Annotated in this window: 20 protein-coding genes, 1 other RNA gene and 2 pseudogenes; 12 read left to right on the top strand and 11 right to left on the bottom strand. The window is 49.4% G+C overall.

Annotated elements, in window-relative coordinates:
* Positions 1-100: 100 nt before the first annotated feature.
* The 3 genes from sapF to sapC are packed head-to-tail and all read right to left on the bottom strand — an operon-like array spanning position 101 to position 2798.
* Positions 101-916: a putrescine export ABC transporter ATP-binding protein SapF gene (gene sapF / locus IEV89_RS06940; RefSeq protein ID WP_188471856.1), complete on the bottom strand. Its 816-nt coding sequence runs from the start codon at positions 914-916 to the stop codon at positions 101-103.
* A complete protein-coding gene (gene sapD / locus IEV89_RS06935; protein WP_188471854.1) occupies positions 916-1908 on the bottom strand; it encodes a putrescine export ABC transporter ATP-binding protein SapD in 993 nt (330 codons plus the stop codon). Before sapD ends, sapF begins: the two co-directional genes overlap by 1 nt.
* A complete protein-coding gene (gene sapC, locus IEV89_RS06930; RefSeq protein ID WP_188471851.1) occupies positions 1908-2798 on the bottom strand; it encodes a putrescine export ABC transporter permease SapC in 891 nt (296 codons plus the stop codon). The genes sapD and sapC overlap by 1 nt, the downstream gene beginning before the upstream one ends.
* A 172-nt stretch (positions 2799-2970) precedes the next feature.
* Between sapC and IEV89_RS06925 the strand changes: the two are divergent.
* Positions 2971-3198, top strand: a pseudogene (locus tag IEV89_RS06925) (Arm DNA-binding domain-containing protein); the annotation flags it as partial.
* Between the two features lie 134 nt (positions 3199-3332).
* On the opposite strand, the gene IEV89_RS06920 reads toward IEV89_RS06925, so the two are convergent.
* Positions 3333-4871 (bottom strand): methyl-accepting chemotaxis protein, encoded by a 1539-nt coding sequence (locus IEV89_RS06920; RefSeq protein ID WP_188471849.1) that lies wholly within the window; start codon positions 4869-4871, stop codon positions 3333-3335.
* Positions 4872-5098: 227 nt separating this feature from the next.
* On the opposite strand from IEV89_RS06920, the pseudogene IEV89_RS06915 reads away from it, so the two are divergent.
* A pseudogene (locus tag IEV89_RS06915) lies at positions 5099-5340 on the top strand (transposase); the annotation flags it as partial.
* A 383-nt stretch (positions 5341-5723) separates the two neighbouring features.
* Here IEV89_RS06915 and sapB read toward each other — a convergent pair.
* Together sapB and sapA are read right to left on the bottom strand one after the other, a co-directional pair.
* On the bottom strand, positions 5724-6689 hold the full coding sequence (gene sapB, locus IEV89_RS06910; protein WP_188471847.1) for a putrescine export ABC transporter permease SapB: 966 nt from the start codon (positions 6687-6689) through the stop codon (positions 5724-5726).
* Entirely contained in the window at positions 6686-8362 is a 1677-nt protein-coding gene (gene sapA / locus IEV89_RS06905; RefSeq protein WP_188472413.1) for an ABC transporter substrate-binding protein SapA, read from the bottom strand. The genes sapB and sapA overlap by 4 nt, the downstream gene beginning before the upstream one ends.
* Positions 8363-8579: 217 nt before the next feature.
* Here sapA and zigA point away from each other — a divergent pair, with 217 nt between their 5' ends.
* Entirely contained in the window at positions 8580-9767 is a 1188-nt protein-coding gene (zigA, locus tag IEV89_RS06900) for a zinc metallochaperone GTPase ZigA (protein ID WP_188471846.1), read from the top strand.
* 229 nt (positions 9768-9996) lie between these two features.
* Here the strand turns inward: zigA and pspF are convergent, their stop codons facing one another.
* On the bottom strand, positions 9997-11004 hold the full coding sequence (gene pspF / locus IEV89_RS06895) for a phage shock protein operon transcriptional activator (protein WP_188471844.1): 1008 nt from the start codon (positions 11002-11004) through the stop codon (positions 9997-9999).
* Between the two features lie 228 nt (positions 11005-11232).
* On the opposite strand from pspF, the gene pspA reads away from it, so the two are divergent.
* The 6 genes from pspA (at position 11233) to IEV89_RS06865 (ending at position 15390) form a co-directional block, all read left to right on the top strand.
* A complete protein-coding gene (gene pspA / locus IEV89_RS06890) occupies positions 11233-11904 on the top strand; it encodes a phage shock protein PspA (RefSeq protein WP_188471841.1) in 672 nt (223 codons plus the stop codon).
* An 88-nt stretch (positions 11905-11992) separates the two neighbouring features.
* A complete protein-coding gene (gene pspB / locus IEV89_RS06885) occupies positions 11993-12220 on the top strand; it encodes an envelope stress response membrane protein PspB (protein WP_188471834.1) in 228 nt (75 codons plus the stop codon).
* Positions 12220-12579: an envelope stress response membrane protein PspC gene (gene pspC, locus IEV89_RS06880; protein WP_188471825.1), complete on the top strand. Its 360-nt coding sequence runs from the start codon at positions 12220-12222 to the stop codon at positions 12577-12579. Before pspB ends, pspC begins: the two co-directional genes overlap by 1 nt.
* A 123-nt stretch (positions 12580-12702) precedes the next feature.
* Positions 12703-12951, top strand: a complete 249-nt coding sequence (locus IEV89_RS06875) for a phage shock protein PspD (protein WP_229746403.1) — start codon at positions 12703-12705, stop codon at positions 12949-12951.
* Entirely contained in the window at positions 12926-14323 is a 1398-nt protein-coding gene (locus tag IEV89_RS06870; protein ID WP_188471823.1) for a YcjX family GTP-binding protein, read from the top strand. Before IEV89_RS06875 ends, IEV89_RS06870 begins: the two co-directional genes overlap by 26 nt.
* Positions 14320-15390, top strand: a complete 1071-nt coding sequence (locus tag IEV89_RS06865; RefSeq protein ID WP_188471821.1) for a TIGR01620 family protein — start codon at positions 14320-14322, stop codon at positions 15388-15390. The genes IEV89_RS06870 and IEV89_RS06865 overlap by 4 nt, the downstream gene beginning before the upstream one ends.
* A gap of 109 nt (positions 15391-15499) precedes the next feature.
* On the opposite strand, the gene IEV89_RS06860 is transcribed toward IEV89_RS06865, so the two are convergent.
* Complete coding sequence (locus tag IEV89_RS06860; protein ID WP_188471819.1) at positions 15500-15691, bottom strand: chemotaxis protein; 192 nt, start codon at positions 15689-15691, stop codon at positions 15500-15502.
* A 442-nt stretch (positions 15692-16133) separates the two neighbouring features.
* Here IEV89_RS06860 and IEV89_RS06855 point away from each other — a divergent pair, with 442 nt between their 5' ends.
* Both IEV89_RS06855 and IEV89_RS06850 read left to right on the top strand, forming a co-directional pair.
* Positions 16134-17420 carry an HlyD family secretion protein gene (locus IEV89_RS06855; RefSeq protein ID WP_188471817.1) on the top strand — a complete coding sequence of 429 codons (1287 nt, stop codon included), beginning with the start codon at positions 16134-16136 and terminating at the stop codon, positions 17418-17420.
* Positions 17407-19506: a peptidase domain-containing ABC transporter gene (locus IEV89_RS06850; protein ID WP_188471815.1), complete on the top strand. Its 2100-nt coding sequence runs from the start codon at positions 17407-17409 to the stop codon at positions 19504-19506. The genes IEV89_RS06855 and IEV89_RS06850 overlap by 14 nt, the downstream gene beginning before the upstream one ends.
* A gap of 94 nt (positions 19507-19600) precedes the next feature.
* On the opposite strand, the gene IEV89_RS06845 is transcribed toward IEV89_RS06850, so the two are convergent.
* From IEV89_RS06845 to IEV89_RS06835, 3 genes are all read right to left on the bottom strand, one after another.
* Positions 19601-19730, bottom strand: a non-coding RNA gene (locus IEV89_RS06845) — RtT sRNA.
* Between the two features lie 234 nt (positions 19731-19964).
* Entirely contained in the window at positions 19965-20813 is an 849-nt protein-coding gene (gene purU, locus IEV89_RS06840) for a formyltetrahydrofolate deformylase (protein WP_188471813.1), read from the bottom strand.
* 75 nt (positions 20814-20888) lie between these two features.
* Positions 20889-21353, bottom strand: a complete 465-nt coding sequence (locus tag IEV89_RS06835) for a YchJ family protein (protein ID WP_188471811.1) — start codon at positions 21351-21353, stop codon at positions 20889-20891.
* Positions 21354-21489: 136 nt separating this feature from the next.
* Between IEV89_RS06835 and rssA the strand changes: the two genes are divergently transcribed.
* On the top strand, positions 21490-22419 hold the full coding sequence (gene rssA / locus IEV89_RS06830) for a patatin-like phospholipase RssA (protein ID WP_188471808.1): 930 nt from the start codon (positions 21490-21492) through the stop codon (positions 22417-22419).
* Positions 22420-22510: the final 91 nt, after the last annotated feature.

Here is a 22510-nt window from a genome sequence, read left to right as displayed (position 1 = left end):
CCGATACATGCCGCCAGATAAAATAATGTTAAGCGATAAATAATAGCTAAATAGAATAGTTGAGCTGGAAATATCGGCAGAAACCGATAGGGAAGCCGCGCTAAGGTTTTTTACCATCTCGGCGCCACGCGTCAGCCGTCAGTGCTTCACCAAAGTGACTGGATATTAGCCGCTTGGTTAAATCATGCAACGGGGCAGCCAGTACTTCGGCTGTGTTACCGCGTTCTACCACTTCCCCGTCATGCATCACTATGACCTGATCGCTGATGTGCTTCATCATACCGAGGTGCTGAGTGACGTAGATATACGAGATGCCCTGTTTTTCCTGTAACTCCAGCATCATATTGATGATCTGCGAACGCATCGACATATCCAGCGAGGCAAGGGCTTCATCGGCAATGATCACCTTGGGCTGCAGTATGAGTGCGCGAGCCAGCGCGACGCGCTGTTTTTGGCCGGAAGCCAACATATGTGGATAGTAATAAGCATGATCCGGCAACATGCCCACCAGCCGCAGGGTCTGGTTAATTCGCTGTTCGCGTTGTGGGCCATCGAGCTCACTATTAAGACGCAGCGGCGCTTCTAACAGTTGCCCAATGCGTTGACGTGGGTTGAGTGAGGTACTGGGATCCTGAAAAATCATGCGGATCTGCTGACTGCGAAAACGATAATCGCCATAAGTTAGCGGATGGTCGTCAATCAGGATCTCGCCCTCGGTGGGTTCAATCATTCCTGAAAGCATTTTGGCGAGCGTCGATTTCCCCGAGCCATTCTCGCCGATGATTGCCAGTGTCTGACGTTCGCGCAGCGTGAAGCTGACCGGTTTAACCGCATCGAGATCCATCTTGCGGAAAAGGCCAGTACGATAGCGGAAGGTTTTACTTAGGTTGCGCACTTCGAGCAGGGTTTCAGCCATTATTGCTCCTCCATGTTTAGCGGGAAGTGGCAGGCGAAGGCGTGGGTTTTTACCAGGCGCAGCCGCGGTGTTTCAATACATTTTTTTTGCGCATAGGGGCATCGAGGCCCGAGCCGGCAGCCGATCGGTAGATGCTCTAGCGAAGGGATGGCCCCCGGCAGAGTATTCAGACGGCTTTTATGCGGTAACGAGCGTCCGAAGTCAGGCGTCGCCCGAATCAGTGCCTGAGTGTAAGGGTGATGCGGTGCGGCTAACAGATCTTCGCACGTGGCGCTCTCTACCGTTTGCCCGCAGTACAACACATTAACGCGATTGGCCCACTTGCTCATCATCTGTAGGTCATGACTGATCAGTAAAATAGTCGTGTTGTTATTCTGATTAAGACGTGACAGTAGACGAAAAATTTGCGCCTGGGTGGTGGGCTCCATCGCATTGGTCGGTTCATCAGCAATTAACAAGCGTGGTTGATTGGCCAGCGCAATCGCGATCATCACTTTCTGGCATTCACCTTCGGTCAGTTCGTAAGGGAAACTGGCCATGATGTCTTTATGATCTTTAATTCCAACGCGATGCAGCAGCTCTATAGCCCGACGTCTGCGCCAGTGGAGGCGTTGATACCAGCGCCCTTTGTAAGTCCATCCGGGAATGGCTTGCATTAATTGTTTACCGATACTTTCAGAAGGATCCAGGCAGGATTGGGGTTCTTGGAAGATCATCGAAATATTCTCCCCAATCAGCTTACGGCGTTCGCGCGGAGTAAGTCGCAATAAGTCTATATCATCGAACCGCATTCGGTCAGCCGTGATGCGCCAGTTTTCTTTGGTTACGCCACAAATGGCTTTTGCAATTAAACTCTTGCCTGATCCAGACTCGCCCACCAGACCACGGATTTCACCTGCATTGAGCGTCATGCTTACACGATCAACTGCTTTTACCGGGCCGTCAGCCGTTATAAATTCAATCGTCAAATTGCGGATATCGAGTAACGGCATTATTCCACCCCTGCATTAATTGCCCGACGCATACCGTCACCCAACAGGTTAATCAGTAAGACGCTGACCAGAATTGCGGCACCGGGCAGCATCACTGACCACGGAGCAACGTAAACCAATTCCAGTGAGTCACCCAACATAGCTCCCCATTCTGGCGAAGGTAATTGCGCGCCTAAATCAAGAAAGCCTAGGGCGGCGATGTCCAGCACGGCCATCGACAGAGCGCGAGTGAATTCAGTCACCAGTACGGCCACAATATTCGGCAATACCGCATAGCGCAGAATCTGCCAGGTCGAGGCACCGTCCAGACGAACCGCGATAACATACTCTTTTTCCAGCTCATCATGTACAGCGCTGTAAATGGTGCGTGCAATACGGGGCAACAGCGCTAACCACACCGCCAGCATGGCATGCTCCAGCTTCGGCCCGAGGAAAGCGACGACAATGATTGCCAACAGCAATGAGGGAATAGAGAGCAGGGTATCGAGAATGTGATTGAGTATGGCGGATCTCAGGCCTCGGGTGATCCCTGCCAGGACACCAATGATCAAACCGATAAATGCGGCTAATAATGTAACAACAATCGCGCCACCGATGGTCGGGGCGGCGCCGGTAAGAATGCGGCTGAGCAAATCACGGCCTAGATCATCGGTACCGAGGAAAAATGCGACGTTGCCATTACTCGACCAGGAAGGTGGCAACAATTGAGAGCCGAGGAATTGCTGATCAAGTGCATAAGGTGCCAGTAAATGTCCGAAGATACAGAGAAATAGCAGGCTAAGGACACCATAAAAGCCAATCATAGATAGCGTGTCGCGATAGAAAATGCTCCACATCTGGCGGAACGGGCTAGGCATCTGTTTTTCACGGTATACGTTATCGTAGGGCATCTGTTTTCACTTGAATTCTTTGTTTGTTGGTTTGTTCTGATTTTATTTGTATAATCATATCATTGTCTTAGGTGCATAGCTTGCTTCAAGATGATTTATTGTGATTTGGCTTGTGTACCTTCAATTTGTGATTTTTGTGTACACTCATGTGTATATGAAAGGAGTGTACACATTGCTTACAGATACCAAACTCAGAAAGTCACTTGGAAAGCGCCGAGACAAAGTAGAGGTAATCTCTGATGCACAGGGACTGAACGTCAGGCTTTCAGTGTCCGGTGGTATAACATTTTTCTATCGCTACCGTTGGGAAGATAAACCAGTGCAGTTAAGCATAGGTGATTATCCTTCTATAACACTGTCGCAAGCAAGGGAACGTAGACAGCAATTTCGCGCATGGCTCAACAGGCCCGAATCTCTGATTTATGCTGGCACCGATATTGTGAAGGGATCAGTGCAGTGATGTGCAGAGTGAAAGAAAAAGGCTCAATACCGAGTATACGTATTGAGCCTTTTCAATTTTTAAAAGACTCTAGTTTACAATTTAAAAGAACTAACGTCGGTTAAAAGATTAGCAGCCTGTTGACTAAGAGAATTAGCCGCTGCTGCCATCTGCACTACCATCGCCGCATTTTGCTGTAAATTAGTTTCCATCTGGGTAACCGCAATATTGACTTGATCAATACCATAACTTTGTTCTGTAGATGAATTATTGACTTGATTAATAAGCTGCGTAGTTTCATTCACCACAAGCAGGGCTTCATCCATTCGTGTTGTAACGTTCGCTGCGTATACCACACCCTTACCCACATCTTTAATAGATCCCTCAATCAGGCCGCGTATATCATGGGCAGCAACGGAGGAACGCTGTGATAATGAGCGTACCTCTCCGGCTACAACCGCAAATCCTCTTCCTTGTTCTCCTGCGCGAGCTGCTTCTACTGCCGCATTGAGTGCCAGAATATTAGTCTGGAAAGCGATCCCGTCAATGATTGAGGTGATTTCAGAAATTTTATTTGATGAAACAGCAATATCGTTGATCGAACTCTTTAAATCGCCAAGCTCACGGTTACTTTCAGTGACTATTGACTGAACCTTTCCTATAAAGTTATTGGCTTCTCTTGCGTTTTCCATATTATATTTTACGGTTGCGGACAACTCATTCATACTTGCAGCTGTCTGCTCCAGAGAAGAAGCTTGCGACTCAGTGCGTGATGAAAGATCATCGTTAGTACGGGAAATTTCATTAGACGCTGTATCTACTTCTTTGCTGGCATCCTTGACACCGGATAGCACATCCTTAAATTTCTCTAAGAGACTGTTAAAACTGGTAGCTGTTGCTCCAAGTTCATCATTTTTTTCCAAACTAACACGGAGTGTCAGATCCAGGCTCTCACTGATATTCTTCATACTGATCTGTAAATGTTGAAGCCCTTTTTTGAGGTAATTAAGAATGGAATAAGAGAAAAATCCAGTGAGCAGAACTGCAACAGCAATGATGCCACTCAGGATCCAGATACTCTTCCAATATTGCTTCTGATTCTCCTCTTCAAACTTAGTCACAATTTGATTATTATAAGTTAACAAATTCTTGATGCTTGCGCTCAGAGCCACTGAAGCTGCAGCTGTCGCACCTCCGTCTGATACCAGGAGTCTGGCTGCATCAATCCCGCTGCTTTTATAAACTTTCACCATGTTGTCAACTTGTTTCTTATAATCACTAAAGTCGTCAATGGTCTGTTTTATTGTCTGAGAATCTTTTTCATCTGATACCAAATGTGTTTTGTAATAATCCAGGGCTTCCTGAGTTTGGTTTAAATAATTACTGGCGCTAATCATATGTTTTTCATAGACATCTTTTTCGCTTATGAGTAGCGCCATAAGTATTTGCCGTCTTGCTTCCTCACGATAACGTAAAATATCGGCTATTTTACTTATACTTGGCAGGGAGTTAGTTGAAACATATTCAAACCGCTCCTGAGCTTCCCCCATGGAATTTATGCTTATTAATCCTACTGTTAGAAGAGAAATAAGTGTGAATGCAAATATAAGTGACAATTTCTTCAAGATAGTCATGGCGTGATTTCGAACTCAGAATAGGATGTCCTTATTGTATCGGCCATTTAACCCTTATCTTTATATGTGTTAGTAAATAAATAAATTTTGTTAATCATTCCTCATGAAGCGCAGGGTGTTTTATCAGAGGAAAATTAATGTCCCGGCTGACCCTACCCCAAAATCCTGCTCCATTCAGAAACAGAATTCCGGCATGATAAACACTCCCCTGAACGGAGGTGGTGCCGATGAAAAAGTCACGATTCACCGAAGAGCAGATTGTCTTTGCCCTGAAGCAGGCTGAGCTGGGTACGTCCGTGCCGGATGTCTGCCGCAAGCTGGGTATCTCCGATGTCACGTTTACACCTGGCGTAAGAAATACGGCGGGATTTCCCCTTCTGAGCTGAAGCACATGCGGCAGCTTGAGGAGGAAAACCTGCGGCTGAAGAAGCTGGTTGCCGATCTGAGCCTCGACAAGGCCATGCTGCAGTTCTGCGATCAGCTTCTTGGCTTCACTCAAGCGGATCATCACTTACTGGTCAGGGTAAATTTCGGCTTTAAAGCCGGAGATGCAAGACAGCGTGTCAACGAAAGAGGCTTTCAGAAGAATGAACTCACCAAAAGCACTGTGCGCTGTCTGAAAGTCAGTCAGCAAACGCATGCCACTAAACTCGTCTTTATTTTTCATGTGATGATCGCTTATGCAGATGTACTGGTCATACATACAGTACGTCTGCATAAGGAATTGGTCAAAGAATACTGAAAGACACACAAACATATTGTGTACATGTTTGTGTGTCTTATTTGAATGTATTGAGAATTTATTTTTTTAACTTGCTGTATTTATATGAATAAATAAAAATAATAAATGGTTTATCGTAGGGCATACCATTCCTTATGTTTCAGCGGATTCATTATTGCGCCGAGAATATCCGACAATACGTTCACGACGATCACCAACGTGCCGACTACCATTACACCGGCCGAAATTGCCGCATAATCTTGCTGGCGAATCGCATTAATCATCCAGCGGCCTATTCCCGGCCAGTTGAAAACCATTTCAGTGATCATCGCAAGCGTGAGCATGGTTGAAAACTGTAAACCCAGTTTGGGAATGATAGGAGGCAGGGCGTTACGCAGCACGTGACGGCGAATAATCGTCAGACGCGATAACCCGCGGGTCGCTGCTGCTTTTACATAGTTCTTTTCCAGTACATCATCGGTGCCTATGCGCATCAGACGGATCACTTCCGTCGTTGGTGCGACGGCCAGAGCAGCAATCGGTAAAATCATATGGCGAATGGCGCTTACTATCATTTCATGGCGATAAGGCGAATCTGATAACCAGGCATCGACCAGTGTCAGGCCCGTGACGGTTTTAAGGTGGTAAAGTAAATCAAGTCGCCCTGAAACTGGCAGCCAGCCAAGTTGCAGAGAGAAGAACAGCATCAGCAAGAGTGCCAGCCAGAAAATCGGAATCGAAAAGCCGATCAGCGCGAGCGTGCTGATAGCAACGTCAGGCCATTTCCCCCGCATCATCCCCGCTGTGATCCCCAGAGGGATCCCCACCAGCAATGCAAACGTAAATGCCAGTACGCAGAGCTCCATCGTGGCTGGGAATACCGCTTTCAACTGGGTACTGATGTTCCCTCCGTTGATGTTGGAAACGCCAAAATCAAACTGGAGAAGACCGGAGAAGTAAAAGCGGTATGCATCCCACAACGATGCCCCGCGCAAGGGCGCGTTTGGCGTAAAATAGCTCAGGCTAAACGCGACCATGCTCAAAAGGAACAGGGTGATCAGCAACAGCAATAAACGCCGCAAAATAAAGATGATCATGGCACTTTCCTCTTTTCACTGTCGCGGAATACTCCGGCGAAAGATGAATTGCCGAATGGGCTCAGCACTAACCCTTTGATATCATAACGGTAGGCTTGCAAGCGCAATGAAGAAGCGAGGGGCAAAACAGGCAACTGCTGTTCTAGGATTTTCTGTGCCTGCTGATAATATTCGATGCGCTGGGAAAGTTGTTGCGATAGCAGTCCCTGACGCAGTAACTGGTCAAATTCGGGGTTACACCAATGAGCATAGTTGGTCTGTGAACGGATTGCCGCGCAGCTTAGCATCGGACGAAAGAAGCTGTCCGGGTCGTTACTGTCCGTAGCCCAGCCAACCAGCGTCAGATCATGGTTCATTTCCATCAGGCGCGCTTCCTGAAAACGCCCTTCGACCGGCACGATCACCACTTTTATCCCTACCTGGCCCAGATCTGCCTGCAGTAACTCAGCCGTCTTCAGTGGGCTGGGGTTGTAAGATTGGGACGCGGTGGGCACCCACAAGTGCAGTGTCAGTTTTTCCTGCCCAAGATCTTTAAGGATTTTACGGGCTTTATCTGGATTAAACTCGGTCACTTTGGCATTGCTGTCATAGGCCCAGGAAGCGCGTGGTAAAATAGAGGCCGCGGTTTCGGCTGTGCCGTAGTATATCGATTGCATCAGGCGCTGGTTGTTAATCGACAGCGCAATCGCCTGACGGATGCGTGGATCGTTAAGCGGAGCTTTACTGGTATTAAAGGCCAGATAAGCGACGTTCATACCAGGCCGTAGCGTCAGACGTAGACGTGGATCATCCCGTAAAATTGAGAGCTGGCTGGCCGCCGGATAGGCAAGCACATCACACTCGCCGGTCAGCAGTTTTGACAGACGACCGGTCCCGCCGACGCCCATATCAATCACCACCTGAGACATGCGCGGAATGCCTTTCCAGTAATTACCATTTCGCACCAGACGTACATACTGGCCGGAACGGTATTCGCTTAGTTGGAAAGGCCCTGTACCCACGGGTTCACGGTCGATCTGCTCTTCGTTACCTGTTTTTTGCAAATTATTTGCATATTCCGCCGATAAAACTGGCGCGTAGTGTGTTGCCAGATGCCAAAGGAAAGAGGCGTCGGGATTATTCAGACGAAACTCAACGGTGTAATCATCGAGCTTCTTCACCGTTTTGACTGTATTGGCAAATTGCAGGCTGTCGAAGTAGGGGTATTCATCGCCGTTGACGGCATGATAGTGATTTTTTGAATCGATGATGCGCTGGGTGCTGAAGACCACGTCGTCAGCGTTCATCATGCGCGTAGGCTTAAACCATGGCGTACTCTGGAAAGGTACGTCCTTGCGCAGATGGAAACGGTAGGTTGCGCCATCGTCTAATACTTCCCAGCTTTGCGCCAACTCGGGAACCAGCCGGTAAGTGTAGGGATCAACATCCAGCAGGCGGTCATACAGTTGAGCTGCCAGGGTATCGATAATGAGTCCACTGCTGGCTTTCTGCGGGTTGAACGTATTGATCATCCCGTTGACGCAATAGACAAACCCGCTTTGGCGAATGTCACGGTTTGGCGTGGTGGCCGATGAACGGGCAGTCAGCGGTTTGGTTGGTGGTGCCGTGGGTACGGCAATGGCCGCATGAGCCAGACCACTCAGCAACAGCACCCACAAAGATAAACGACGCATAAAGGCTTCAATGTTAAGTAGCAATGGCTTAAGTGTACCGTACTCTGCCAGCCTGCCCCAATCCATTGCGCAAAACTCCGTTCTATATGTCGAGACTTCACGCACTTTTCTGCAAGCATAGGCAATAAAGGCCTTGAAATTGACAATGAATTGTAATGTTATAATATTACAATTAATTCAAATGTACTCTCTGTGCATCCATCATCTTGAGGTCAACATGCCTTTATTACCCGTAACGGTGCTGTCCGGTTTTCTCGGCGCCGGTAAGACTACCGTGCTTAATCATATTCTTAATAACCGCCAGGGAATGCGCGTAGCCGTGATCGTCAACGACATGAGCGAGGTAAATATCGACGCCGCGCTGGTTTCCAATGAAATAACCCTCGACCGCCAGCAGGAAAAACTGGTGGAAATGAGTAATGGCTGTATTTGTTGCACGCTGCGCGAAGATTTGCTGATTTCAGTGCGTGAGATGGCGCAGACAGGGCGGTTTGACTACCTATTGATTGAATCGAGCGGCATTTCAGAACCGTTACCGGTGGCTGAAACTTTCACTTTCGAAGATGACGATGGGCACAGCTTGTCACAATTCGCCCGACTGGACACGCTGGTGACGGTGGTCGACGGTGTTAATTTCATGCAGCAATATCAGGAAGCACAGAGTGTGCAGGAGGCTGGCGAGAGTCTTGGTGAAGACGATGAACGTAGCGTCACAGATTTGCTGATCGACCAGATTGAATTTTGCGACGTACTCTTAGTCAGCAAAACCGACCTGCTTGATGCGGCTCAGCAGCGGGAAGTCGTGGCGTTACTAAAAAGTCTGAACCCACAGGCGGACATTCTGCCGATTTCGCCGGGGAGTCTGCCGCTGGAACGTGTGCTCAATACCCATCGTTTCGATTTTGCCAAGGCCCAGCAGGCACCGGGCTGGCTGAAAGAGCTACGCGGCGAGCACCAGCCCGAAACCGAAGAGTATGGTATCAGTAGTTTTGTCTACACGGCACGCCGTCCTTTTGATCCGGACAAGTTCTACCGAGTGGTTCACGGTGATTGGGGCGGCGGTACGTTACTCCGCTCGAAAGGTTTTTTCTGGCTGGCAACGCGCCCACGTCATGCGGGTAACTGGAGTCAGGCGGGCGGGATTGCACGCTACGGCATGGCGGGTATTTTTTGGCGCGCACTGCCGGAAAGCGACTGGCCACAGGACCCGGAGACGCGGGCCAGCATTATGGAAAAATGGCAGGAGCCTTTTGGCGATATGCGTCAGGAGTTGGTATTTATCGGTCAGCATCTTGATAAAAATGAAATTATCTTACGGCTTGACGGCTGCCTGTTGAGTGTTGAACAGATGGCTGAGGGGATCGACAGTTGGATGTCAATGGCTGATCCTTTTCCAGAATGGTGACCCACACTGGGTTTAGGACGATGAACCTTTTATAAATAAAGGGTTGCATGCTTTTTGTGGGGATGAGAAATATTCTCAATAAGATCTTTACAAACGATACTGATAACCATTATCATCATCTCGCCGGAAAAAAGGCTCTGCTAGGGGCTGATTAGCCGGTACGACATTGCTCACATTGCTTCCAGTATTACTTAGCCAGCTCGGGTGCTGGCTTTTTTTTACTCTTTTTTCAGTCACCTTCCTGTGCGTTGACCTGGATGCCATGCTTTTTCAACATTCCCCGTAACTGATGATAGGTCAGCGCCAGTAGATCCGCTGCTTTGCGCTGGTTAAATCGCGCCTGCCGCAGCGCCTGTTCAATCAACTGTTTTTCTTGTTCGTTCACCCATAATTTTAAATCCAGCGGTAGATTAGGCATTGCGGTCTGAGTTTCTGGTGGCGGTGATGCTTCCTGAACTGAAGATATTTTTGCAAACGGGTTAAGAATAATTTCATCAAGCTGAAACTCGCTGGTGCCGTGGCGATACATAGATCGCTCAACGACATTTTTCAGTTCACGCACATTGCCCGGCCAACGGTATTGCAGCAGTGTATGGCGGGCGTGGGCGGTGAAACCGGGAAACAGCGGCAAAGAGAGTTCGCGGCACATCTGGATGGCGAAATGTTCGGCCAGCAACATAATGTCCTGCTGGCGTTCGCGCAGAGGAGGCAATTGGACGACGTCAAACGCCAGGCGATCGAGCAGGTCGGCACGGAATTTCCCGGCAGCGGCCAGCGCTGGCAGATCATCGTTAGTCGCGCACACCAGCCGTACGTCAACCTGCAGGGGTTGGCTACCACCGACGCGCTCCAGATGACCGTATTCAATCACTCGCAGTAATTTTTCCTGAACCAGCATCGGCGCGGTGGCCAGTTCATCCAAAAATAGCGTGCCACCATCCGCGCGCTCAAAGCGACCCAAATGGCGTTTCTGCGCGCCCGTAAAAGCCCCCGCTTCGTGGCCGAACAACTCTGAGTCGAGCAGGTTTTCATTCAATGCAGCGCAGTTGAGTGAGATAAACGGACCTTGCCATCGCGGAGAAAGATAATGCAAACGGTGTGCAATAAGTTCTTTACCGCTGCCGCGCTCACCGGTGACCAGTACGGGTTTATTCAGTTTGGCCAGACGGGAGACTTGCTCAAGCACTTCTATAAAAGCATTGGCTTCGCCGAGAAGGTTATCTGTCGTGTTGTTCATGGCATTCCTATCTGGTGAAAAATACCAACCCTTAGTAAATTTAATCATACGACAAAAAAGCGTGAGAGAGGGGAAAATAAAAAAACATTACTATTCAGTTAGATAATGATTTTAAAAAGTTGGCATGAGATTTGATACTGATTCACTGTACAGGAAGCCTTTGGGCTGACTCTTTTAACCGGTAACAGATTGGCCGGTAGTCCACAGAATCAAAGAGGAATTTCGATTATGGGTATTTTTTCTCGTTTCGCTGACATTGTGAATGCCAACATCAATACGCTGTTAGACAAAGCAGAGGATCCGCAGAAACTGGTAAGACTGATGATTCAGGAAATGGAAGACACACTGGTCGAAGTGCGTTCGACTTCAGCCCGTGCTCTGGCTGAGAAGAAACAGTTGAAGCGCCGCATTGAGCAGGGCGAAGCCCAGCAGGCTGAATGGCAGGACAAAGCCGAGCTGGCACTACGCAAAGATAAAGATGACTTGGCGCGCGCTGCGCTGATTGAAAAACAGAAGTTGGCTGATTTGGTTGGCACGCTGAAAAATGAAGTGGTGACGGTTGAAGAGACACTGGACCGTATGAAGTCTGAAATCGTTGAGCTGGAAAACAAACTGACTGAAACCCGTGCTCGTCAGCAGGCGTTGACCTTACGCCATCAAGCTGCGTCGTCATCACGCGATGTGCGTCGCCAGCTCGACAGCGGTAAAATTGATGAAGCGATGGCGCGGTTTGAACAATTCGAGCGCCGCATTGATCATATGGAAGCCGAGGCGGAAACCGTCAGTGTCGGTAAACAGAAAACGCTTGACCAGCAGTTTGCCGAGTTGAAAGCTGACGATGAAATTAGCGCACAAATTGCAGCCCTGAAAGCGAAAATGCAGAACACGCCTGAGGCATAAGTGGTATCGATAAATCTGCCGTTTCTACGTCAGGTTATCACTGGGTTGGGGCCATTCCCGGCAGTAATAAGACTCATAAGGAGAGACAATGAGCTTCCTGTTTTTAGCCATACCATTGACCATTTTTGTGTTATTTGTGGCACCGATCTGGCTTTGGCTTCACTACAGCAACCGTTCACAAAATGGCAGTCAGTTAACACAGTATGAGATGCAAAACCTCACTCAGTTAACACAAGATGCACAACGTATGCGTGAACGAATTCAGGCGCTGGAAGAGATTCTGGACGCAGAGCATCCCAGCTGGAGGCAATCATAATGGCGACAGGGTTATCGGAACGAAAACTTTACCGGGTACCCGAAGAGGGGATGATTAAAGGGGTTCTTGCTGGGCTTGCTCATTATCTCGGGGTGCCGGTCAAGTTGTTACGCATCATGGCCGTGCTGTCGATATTCTTCGGCCTGTTTATGTTTACCTTTGTAGCCTACGTGGTCCTCAGTTATGTGCTGGATCCTGTACCTGCTAATGAGTTTGATAATGATAATACGCCATCGCCACGCAACTTGCTGGACGAGGCCGACCGCGTGCTGAAGGCCAGCGAACTGCGTCTGCGTCAGGTTGAGCGCTATGTGACTTCTGAAACCTTCGGTGTCCGTAGCCGTTTTCGTCAGCTTTAAACTTTTGTCAGCATTCAATTTTTTCAGCATTGAACTACCGTATCAAAACGTTGCCGCAGCGCTTGATTGACAGCATAAGACGGCAACGCTTTCCCGCTCTCCCGCAAAAGGAATCAACTTATTATGCGTTCTCTGACTTCCTCGCTGCCGGGGAGCAATAGCCTGCTGAAAAAGATCTTCAGATTTGTCATTATGCTGGCGTTAACCTTCGGGCCTGCCGGTATGGCAGCTCGTGTGCTGAGAGTGGCAGGAAAAGGTCCTCTGCGTTACGTTTTAGCACTATTATTAGAACCATTATTCAAACGTATTTTGACCGCGCTGTTTGGGCGCTACGCCAGGGAGAGTAATGAAAAGGCTACAAAACGAGTTTAATTCACTGGTCAATCGAGGGATGGACCGGCATTTGCGTCTGGCAGTAACCGGTCTTAGCCGCAGCGGTAAAACCGCTTTCATCACGGCTTTCGTCAATCAACTACTCCATCTTCACAGCGGCGCACGCTTACCCCTTTTTTCCGCTACCCGAGAAGAGCGGCTGCTCGGCGTTAAGCGTATACCGCAGCGCGATCTCGGCGTCTCACGCTTTACCTATGATGAAGGCATGGCGCAGCTCCATGGCACTCCACCTAACTGGCCTACGCCGACGCGTGGCGTGAGTGAAATTCGCCTCGCGCTACGTTACCGCTCCAATGATTCTTTGATGCGACATTTCAGAGATACATCGACGTTGTATCTGGAAATTGTTGATTATCCCGGCGAATGGCTGCTCGACTTGCCCATGCTGGAGCAAAATTATCTTGAATGGTCCCGACAGATGGCCGGGCTGTTGCAGGGTGACCGCGCTGAGTGGGCAAAGCCTTGGTTGACGCTATGCCAGCAGTGTGATCCGTTGGCACCGGCTGACGAAAATCAGTTAGCGGTCATCGCACAGGCTTATACCGACTATTTAACGCGTTGCAAAAAAGAAGGGCTGCACTTTATTCAGCCTGGCCGTTTTGTCCTGCCCGGCGATCTGGCTGGTGCACCTGCGTTGCAGTTCTTCCCGTGGCCTGAAATGCAGCAATACAGCGATGCCCAGTTGGCGCAGGCAGATAAACACAGCAACCTCAGTATGCTACGCGCGCGTTTCGACTATTACTGTCAGTCGATCGTAAAAGGCTTCTATAAGGAACATTTTGTCCGTTTCGACCGGCAGATCGTGCTGGTGGATTGCCTGCAACCGCTCAACAGTGGCCCGCAGGCTTTCAACGACATGCGGCTGGCACTGACGCAACTGATGCAAAGTTTCCACTACGGCAAGCGCACACTGTTTCGCCGTATGTTTAATCCATGCATTGATAAATTGATGTTTGCAGCGACGAAGGCTGACCATATTACCGGCGATCAGCATGCCAATTTGGTATCGCTGTTACAGCAGTTGGTGCAGGAAGCCTGGCAAAATGCTGCCTTCGAGGGGATCAGTATAGATTGCGCCGGTTTGGCGTCGGTGCAGGCCACCGAAACGGGTATCGTGGAATATGAGGGTCAGTCACTTCCTGCATTGAAAGGCCATCGCCTGAGTGATGGTGCACCGCTGACAGTGTTCCCCGGTGAAGTGCCTGCGCGTTTGCCGGGTACGGCTTTCTGGCAGCAGCAGGGTTTTCATTTCGATGAATTCCGGCCGCGTGAAATGAGCGTGGATGCGCCACTACCGCATATTCGCTTAGATGCGGTCATGGAGTTTTTACTCGGAGATAAAATGCGATGAGCGAGCCAATTAAACCGCGTATCGATTTCGAACAGGCATTGAAAGAGTCTGAATCCCCTGTTCTGCGCGCTGGCCAGACATTCAATGGTGCAGCGGCTGAACGCTTTTTTCCTGTGAACTCAAGTGAGTCGGAAATTGAGTATCAGGAAGGGGAAACCGAAGCCGTGATCAGCCGTGTGCTGAAACCGCGTCGCAGTTTGTGGGGCAAGATGGTGCGGCTGGGGATGGCGGTATTGGGTATCAGCGTCGTTGCCCAGGGTGTGCAGTGGATACATAGCGCATGGATGCAGCAAGATTGGGTGGCGCTCGGTGCCTGTACCGCGGGTGCCTTGATTGTCGTGGCGGGCGTTGGGTCAGTGTTGTCTGAATGGCGTCGTCTGTACCGTTTGCGGCAACGCGCTGACGAACGCGACACCGCCAGAGACTTATTGCATAGCCATGGTCTTGGCATGGGGCGTGTATTTTGCGAAAAATTGGCGGCGCAGGCTGGGCTGGACAGTAGCCATCCGGCGTTGCAGCGCTGGCTGGCGTCTTTGCACGAAACACAAAATGATCGTGAAGTGGTCGAGCTTTACGCGCGCTTAGTACAACCTGTTCTGGATGCACAGGCGAGAAGGGAAATCAGCCATTCAGCGGCAGAGTCTGCACTGATGATCGCCGTCAGCCCGTTGGCGCTGGTCGATATGGCGTTCATCGCCTGGCGCAATTTGCGTCTGGTTAACCGGATTGCCGTACTGTACGGCATTGAGTTGGGCTATTTCAGCCGCTTGCGTCTGTTCCGGTTGGTATTGCTTAATATCGCCTTTGCCGGTGCCTCTGAACTTGTGCGCGAAGTCGGTATGGACTGGATGTCGCAGGATCTGGCTGCGCGATTATCCGCCCGTGCGGCACAGGGTATTGGGGCTGGATTACTGACGGCGCGGTTGGGGATCAAAACCATGGAGTTGTGCCGCCCGCTGCCTTGGCTGGAAGGAGATAAGCCTAAGCTCGGAGATTTCCGCAGTGAGTTGATTGGTAAATTAAAGGCCAGTTTACAGAAAACGGATAAGCGCAACGTCGGCGTTTAAGCCGAGCCGTTTTGGCAACAAGAAGGCGTTCGCCAAAGTGAACGCCAGCATGAACATAATTGTAAACTCGGGAAGTGAGATACAAGGTGTTGGCACTACAGGTTCTGGATTAGGTCGTCAGGTAATTTTGTGCGTCCGCCAAACCTTTGGAAATTTGGTTATAGGCTTTATTCACAGCATTACCTGTATCATTGACTGCATCCTGACCGAAGCTCGACAGGCGGTCAGCGACTTTATTAACGTCTTCAGACCAACCCGCACCATTAACCATTTCGACATCACGTTCTGTTAATTGTTTCATCTTAGGTCATCCTCTTAATCGGTTAAAATCAGCCCCCAGATTTCGGGGTGGATGAAAACATTGAGTAATGCTGCACAGATAATTTTACCCAATGTCTTCACTGGGGTTAAGCCTAAATCACCTCGGCTTAAAATTGATTAAGAACAATCTCACTAAACATAAATTTTTTATTATCATGTTGTTTTTTATCTGTTTTTATTTTTATATATAAATAGCTTAATTTATTTTTTAATATAAAAAACGCATCAAAATATATCTCATTCTGTTTTTGGCTAGAAGTTTTTAATTCATACTGCCAACTATCGCCTGATGAAAATATATTTCATCCTGTTTCGGAGTATTCGTGGTGGCAATTGATTTTTTGACTGCTATCTTTCGGATGTTAAATATTCAGAGGTCGGTTTTATGTTCATAGAAATGATGTTCATCCGGGGGCGAAAATATGCTATTCCGTAAAGAAGTTAATGAACATCAACAAAGCCATTGGACAGGAAAGGCATTACTCCTGGCAGGTTGGCCGGTATGGGTTGTGGCCTTACTGACCGCACTTTTTTTAGTCGCACTACTGGCATTTCTAATCTCGGCAAACTATACCCGGCGGATTAACGTTAGCGGGGAGATCATAACTCAGCCACATAGCATCAATCTCTTCAGCCCCGAGCAAGGGGTTATTACCGGGTTATTTGTTGATACTGATAAGCGGGTCAAAAAAGGCCAGCCGCTTTATGAGATTGATGTCAGCCGGGTGACGCAGGCGGGTAATGTCAGCACCACAACGCTTGCGGCGATCAAAAAGCAGCGTGAGCAAATCGACACCATCATCACGCAATTACAGAATAATAAACACGCCACGCTGGAGAATTTACAGCAGCAGTTGGATCAGTACGAAAAAGCGCATCAAGTGTCGCAAAGCATGGTGGATTCAGCGCAGGAAGGGTTGAATGCGATGAAAAGGAGCATGCAAAATTATGGTGCGTATCAGAAGAAAGGGCTTATTAACACCGATCAGTTGAACAACCAGCGCTATCTTTTCTATCAGCAACAAACTTCTTTCCAGAGCCTTAACACCCAGTCGATTCAGGAATCGTTGCAAATCACCAATTTGCGCAGTGAACTGGTGACCAAAGCTGCCGATTTCGATAATCAGATCTCACAATATGGTTATCAGCGTAACGATCTTGAAAGGCAACTGGCGCAGGCTGATGCCAAAGGTTCACTGTTGATCACCGCCCCGACCAATGGAAAAATTTCTTCCCTTAGCGTAACGCCTGGCCAAATGGTCAACGCGGGAGACAGCCTGGCGCAGCTGGTGCCGGCTAAAAATTCCCCGTTCTTCCTGATCGCTTGGTTGCCCAACGAAAGCCTGCCCTATGTCAAACCCGGGGAGTATATCAATATCCGTTATGAAGCCTATCCATTTGAGAAATATGGGCAATTTCCCGGCAAGGTAGAGTCAGTCTCCTCAGCGCCGGTCTCAGAGCAGGAACTGAATTCCTATTCCAGTGCGCCGCGCGACGTCAATGGCAAAGTCAACGGACCCTATTACAAGGTCATGGTATCGCTGGATAAAAACCAACTTAACTGGCATGGAGAGCAACTGAATTTGTCCAGCGGAATGAAGGCCGAATCCACGCTGTTCCTTGAAAAACGTCCGCTGTATCAATGGATGTTGTCACCATATTACAGCATGAAGAAAAGCGTGATGGGGCCAATTAATGAATCTCGATAACGTACGCGAACTGGCTGACCGCCTGCATTTTGGTTTTCGCCATAAAGTACCGCAGATTATCCAGACCGAAGCTGCGGAGTGTGGTTTGGCCTGCCTGGCGATGGTCTGCGGGTATCACGGCAAACACGTCGATTTGCAAAGTCTGCGCCAGCGCTATGGTATCTCATCGCGCGGAGCGACTCTGCGGATGTTGATGGATATCGGCAATGCTAACGAACTTAAATCCCGCGCCCTAAAGTTGGATATCGATGAGCTGAATGCGCTGAAAACTCCCTGCATTCTACATTGGGACCTTAACCATTTCGTGGTGCTGGTGGCCGTAAAACAGGGCAAAGTGGTCATTCACGATCCCGCTTTTGGTCGCCGTTGGTTGAGTATTCGCGAAGTTTCTCAGCATTTCACTGGCGTTGCGCTTGAGCTATGGCCCGACAGCGGCTTTACCTCGGAAAAACCGCGGGTACGGCTAAATCTGCGCAAAATGATGGGCAATGTCAGCGGTCTGATGCCTGCGCTGACCAAGATTTTCTGTCTGTCGCTGATGGTCGAGTCAGTCAATCTGCTGCTGCCGGTTGGGATGCAGTTGGTAATGGACCATGTGATCCCGGCCAAAGACCCAGATTTACTTACCCTTATTTGCCTGGGATTACTGTTCTTTATTATTTTCCGCACCGGCGTCAGTATGCTGCGGGCCTGGACGTCGCTGGTGATGAGTACGCTGATCGACGTGCAGTGGAAAGCACGGCTGTTCGACCATCTGCTCAAATTGCCGCTCGACTACTTCGAAAAACGCAAACTCGGTGACATTCAGTCGCGTTTTTCCTCGCTCGACACGCTGCGCACTACGCTGACCACCAACGTCGTTAACAGTATTATTGACGGAATTATGTCGGTCGGCCTGATTGTGATGATGGTGCTGTACGGCGGCTGGCTGATTTGGGTGATCCTTGACTTTACTGCGCTTTATGTGATTTTCCGTCTCTCGACCTACAACGCTTACCGGCAGGTTTCAGAGGAGCAGATTGTCAAAGGCGCACGTGCAGGCTCTCACTTTATGGAAACACTGTATGGGATCAGCACGCTGAAGGCGCTCGGGTTGTCGAAGGCACGGGCCAATTTCTGGCTCAATATGAATGTCGATAACGCCAATGCCACGGTGCGCAAAACCAAATTCGAGATGATGTTTAGCGGCGGGAATACCTTAATCGCTACCCTCGATCAGGTTGCACTATTGTGGCTGGGTGCTTCACAGGTGATTGACGGACATATGACGTTGGGAATGTTTGTGGCGCTCAATACGTATCGGGGACAGTTTTCCGAGCGTGCGGCCAATCTGCTGGATATGGTGTTGCAACTGCGTATGTTGTCGCTGCACCGTGACCGTATTGCCGATATTGCACTAACTGACACCGAGAAAAGTCTGCCGGAACGCGAGCTACTGCGCCCCGGTGAAGCGGCATCGCTGGACGTGCGGGATCTGGTTTTCCAGTACGACACTCTGTCCGCACCTCTGATTAACGGGTTGAGTTTGTCGGTAGCCGCTGGCGAGAGCGTGGCGATTGTCGGGCCATCAGGGCAGGGTAAAACCACACTGATGAAAATCATGACCGGCTTATTGTCGCCGACTGAAGGTCGGGTCCTGATTAACGGAATGGATATCACCTCCGCAGGACTGAATAACTATCGCAGTTGCATCGCCTGTGTGTTACAGGACGATACGCTGTTTGCCGGATCGATCGGGCAGAATATTGCCAGTTTCGATGAGCAGGAAGATGAGGCACGCATTATTGATTGCGCACAGCGCTGCCATATTCATGCGGATATCGAGAAGATGCCGATGGGCTATGAAACGCTGATCAGCGAACTGGGCAGCAGTTTGTCGGGCGGGCAGAAGCAACGGGTACTGATAGCGCGTGCATTGTATCGCCGCCCGGCCATTTTGTTTCTGGACGAAGCGACCAGTCATCTGGATTTGGATAATGAAGCACGAATCAATAAAGCCATCAGCGAACTGGATATTACCCGCGTGTTCATCGCGCACCGGCCATCGACCATTGAGTCGGCAGACAGGGTGATTAAATTAGGGTAATGAGTTGTTTTTGACGAAGCTTCTCTATCCTTCCCGATCGATATTCTTTTATGAGTAGGTATTTTCTAAGGGAGAATAGCTGAGGTCTTTGAGATGGTGGTGGGGGAAGGATGACTCGGCCTCTGGCCTCGCCCTACGGGTCGTTGCTGCGCAACGCTGTCTCGCTTTCGCTCGGCTCGAACCTTCAATCGAAGCTTCTCTATCCTTCCCGATCGATATTCTTTTATGAGTAGGTATTTTCTAAGGGAGAATAGCTGAGGTCTTTGAAAGTTCGTGGATTTTGAATTGCGTATTACATAAAACGTGAACTTTATTCACTGCGTCAGTGATTGCGGTGAACGGGGCGCATAATACCAAATGAATCACAGCTGTAAAGTGCTGAAACTGATAATAATGTTCGTTTGATGTTTTTTTACCCGTGACGGTGCTTCTCTGTACAAAAAGCACCGTCGGGGAGATTACAAAATAACGGTGCGATTACCATAAACGAAAACGCGCTGAGTAAGCACGCGGTAAAGTGCACGGCTGAGCACGTTCTTTTCAACGTCGCGGCCAGCACGCATCATATCTTCTGCTGTATATGTATGATCGACATTGATCACGTCCTGCATGATGATCGGTCCTTCATCAAGACTGTCATTCACGTAGTGCGCCGTGGCACCGATGATTTTCACGCCTCGCTCATAAGCCTGATGGTAAGGGCGTGCACCAATGAATGCCGGTAAGAATGAGTGGTGGATGTTGATCACCTGGTGTGGATAGTGTTGTACAAAACCCGGTGTCAGGACGCGCATGTATTTCGCCAGAACCACATAGTCAGGCTGATACTGGTCGATTTGCTCGATCATGGCGCTATCGTGTTGTTCACGAGTCAGACCGTCGTGGCTTACCAGATGGAACGGGATATCAAAGCGTTCGACCAACGTTTGCAACGTGTCGTGATTGCCAATAACCGCAGCAATTTCCACATCAAGTCCACCGTAGGCGGATTTCATCAATAGATCGCCCAGACAATGCGCTTCTTTGGTGACCAGAACCACGATACGGCGTCGGCCGGTACTTTGCAGTTCACGTACAGAGCCTTTAGGCAGGGCGCTGTCAAGATCGGCGAGCAACGTGTTGTCATTGAAAATACCTTCCAGCTCCGTGCGCATAAAGAAACGGCCGGTGCGGTGGTCAACGAACTCGTTGTTCTGCACGATATTCAGTTCGTGCTTGTAGCAAATATTGGTGATTTTGGCGATCAGGCCTTTGGCATCTGGGCAAATGGTGCGTAATACCTTGGTTTGTACATTCTGTTGCGGCATGGCGTTGAGGATCCTGTCCTGTGTGTCTTAATTCTGAATGTCGTCGTAAGGGAGCGGAAAATCTGCCAGGCAGAGTTAGCGACCGCAACACTTCTTATATTTTTTGCCAGAACCGCATGGGCAGGTGTCGTTTCTGCCGATCTGCGGTTTGACTCCGTCGATATAGTACCAGCGTTCATTCACACGAAGAAAGCGCGAACGTTCATGTACCAGATGTATCTCTTCAGCGCCTTGTTCCTGGAAACGTGCGGCAAACTCCACATAGCCTTCGTCGCTATTTTTACCCTCTTGCTGGGCGATTACATTCAAGCTAAGCCATTGCGTAGTGGCGAAGCTTTCTTCCAGGTTTTCACGCCAGCGTGCTGGTTGGCAGTCAGGGTGCCAGGTATCAATCAGATAATCGGCATTTTTCATCTCATAAGCACTGTAACGCGAACGCATGAGTGCTGTCGGGTTTGGTGCAGAAAGTGCGTTAAGCAGAAAAGGTTGGCAACACTTTTCAAACGCCGCACCGCTTCCACAAGGGCAGGGAGGTGACAAAGTAACTCCTGAATGGGTAAGAACCGCGCTGGATGCGCTATTGAATGCAATATCGCGATATGTTACCTAACAACCCTACCGGGTGACAACGCACTTGCACTGTCAATCAGAAGCCAACGGGCTGGAGCCATGATTAATGGAAGCGAATAGAGGCACGGGCAGACAATTCAAGATCGGGCTGGCACTTGGCGCAGGAGCCGCGAAGGGGTGGGCGCATATCGGCGTAATTAATGCTCTCAGGGAAATGGGGATCCATATTGACGTAGTGGCAGGATGTTCGGTCGGTGCGTTGGTCGGTGCCGCACATGTTAGTGGCCGTTTGCCTGCGATGGAGAGTTGGGTTCGCTCATTTAGTTACTGGGATGTACTGCGACTGATGGATTTTTCATGGCGTCGCGGAGGTCTGTTACGCGGTGAGCGGGTCTTTAATGCGGTTGCACAACTGATTCGGGTGAATGATTTCGAACAGTGTCACAGTAAGTTTGGAACGGTAGCGACTAACCTCAGTACCGGGCGGGAGCTATGGTTGACCCAAGGGGATTTGCATTTGGCGATTCGGGCTTCGTGCAGTATGCCCGGCCTGCTGGCTCCTGTCTGGTACAACGGTTACTGGCTGGTCGATGGCGCAGTCGTCAACCCGGTACCTGTTTCACTGACACGCGCCTTGGGTGCAGATATCGTCATCGCAGTCGATCTGCAACATGATGCACATCTGATGCATCAGGATCTGCTATCTGCACCACTGACACCTGATAGCTTACAAGATGAAACAGAGTTCGGATGGCGCAAAAAAATTCGTCAGCGGCTGTCACGCCCGCGGATCCGCCGGCCAGATGTGAGCCCGACGGCCATGGAAATTATGTCTACCTCGATCCAGGTTCTCGAGAACCGATTGAAGCGTAACCGCATGGCTGGAGATCCCCCAGATGTTATTTTGCAACCTTACTGCCCACAAATTTCCATACTTGATTTTCATCGTGCAGAGGAATCAATCGAAGCAGGAAGGTTGGCGGTTGAAAAGCAAAGAGAGCAGTTACTTCCATTGGTAAAAAACAAACATTTCTGAACAGCTTAAACACTCCGTAAAGGAATCTGACAATTCTGACAAGCAAAATCAGGCTTTATGAGCCACTATTAAGAGATGAATAATTGGGAGC

Origin of the sequence: Hafnia psychrotolerans, from assembly GCF_014639435.1 — a bacterium.
In the GTDB taxonomy this organism is placed as follows: Bacteria; Pseudomonadota; Gammaproteobacteria; order Enterobacterales; family Enterobacteriaceae; genus Ewingella; species Ewingella psychrotolerans.
Note: the sequence above shows the minus strand (reverse complement) of the source record. Positions and strands in the feature narration are given on the sequence as shown.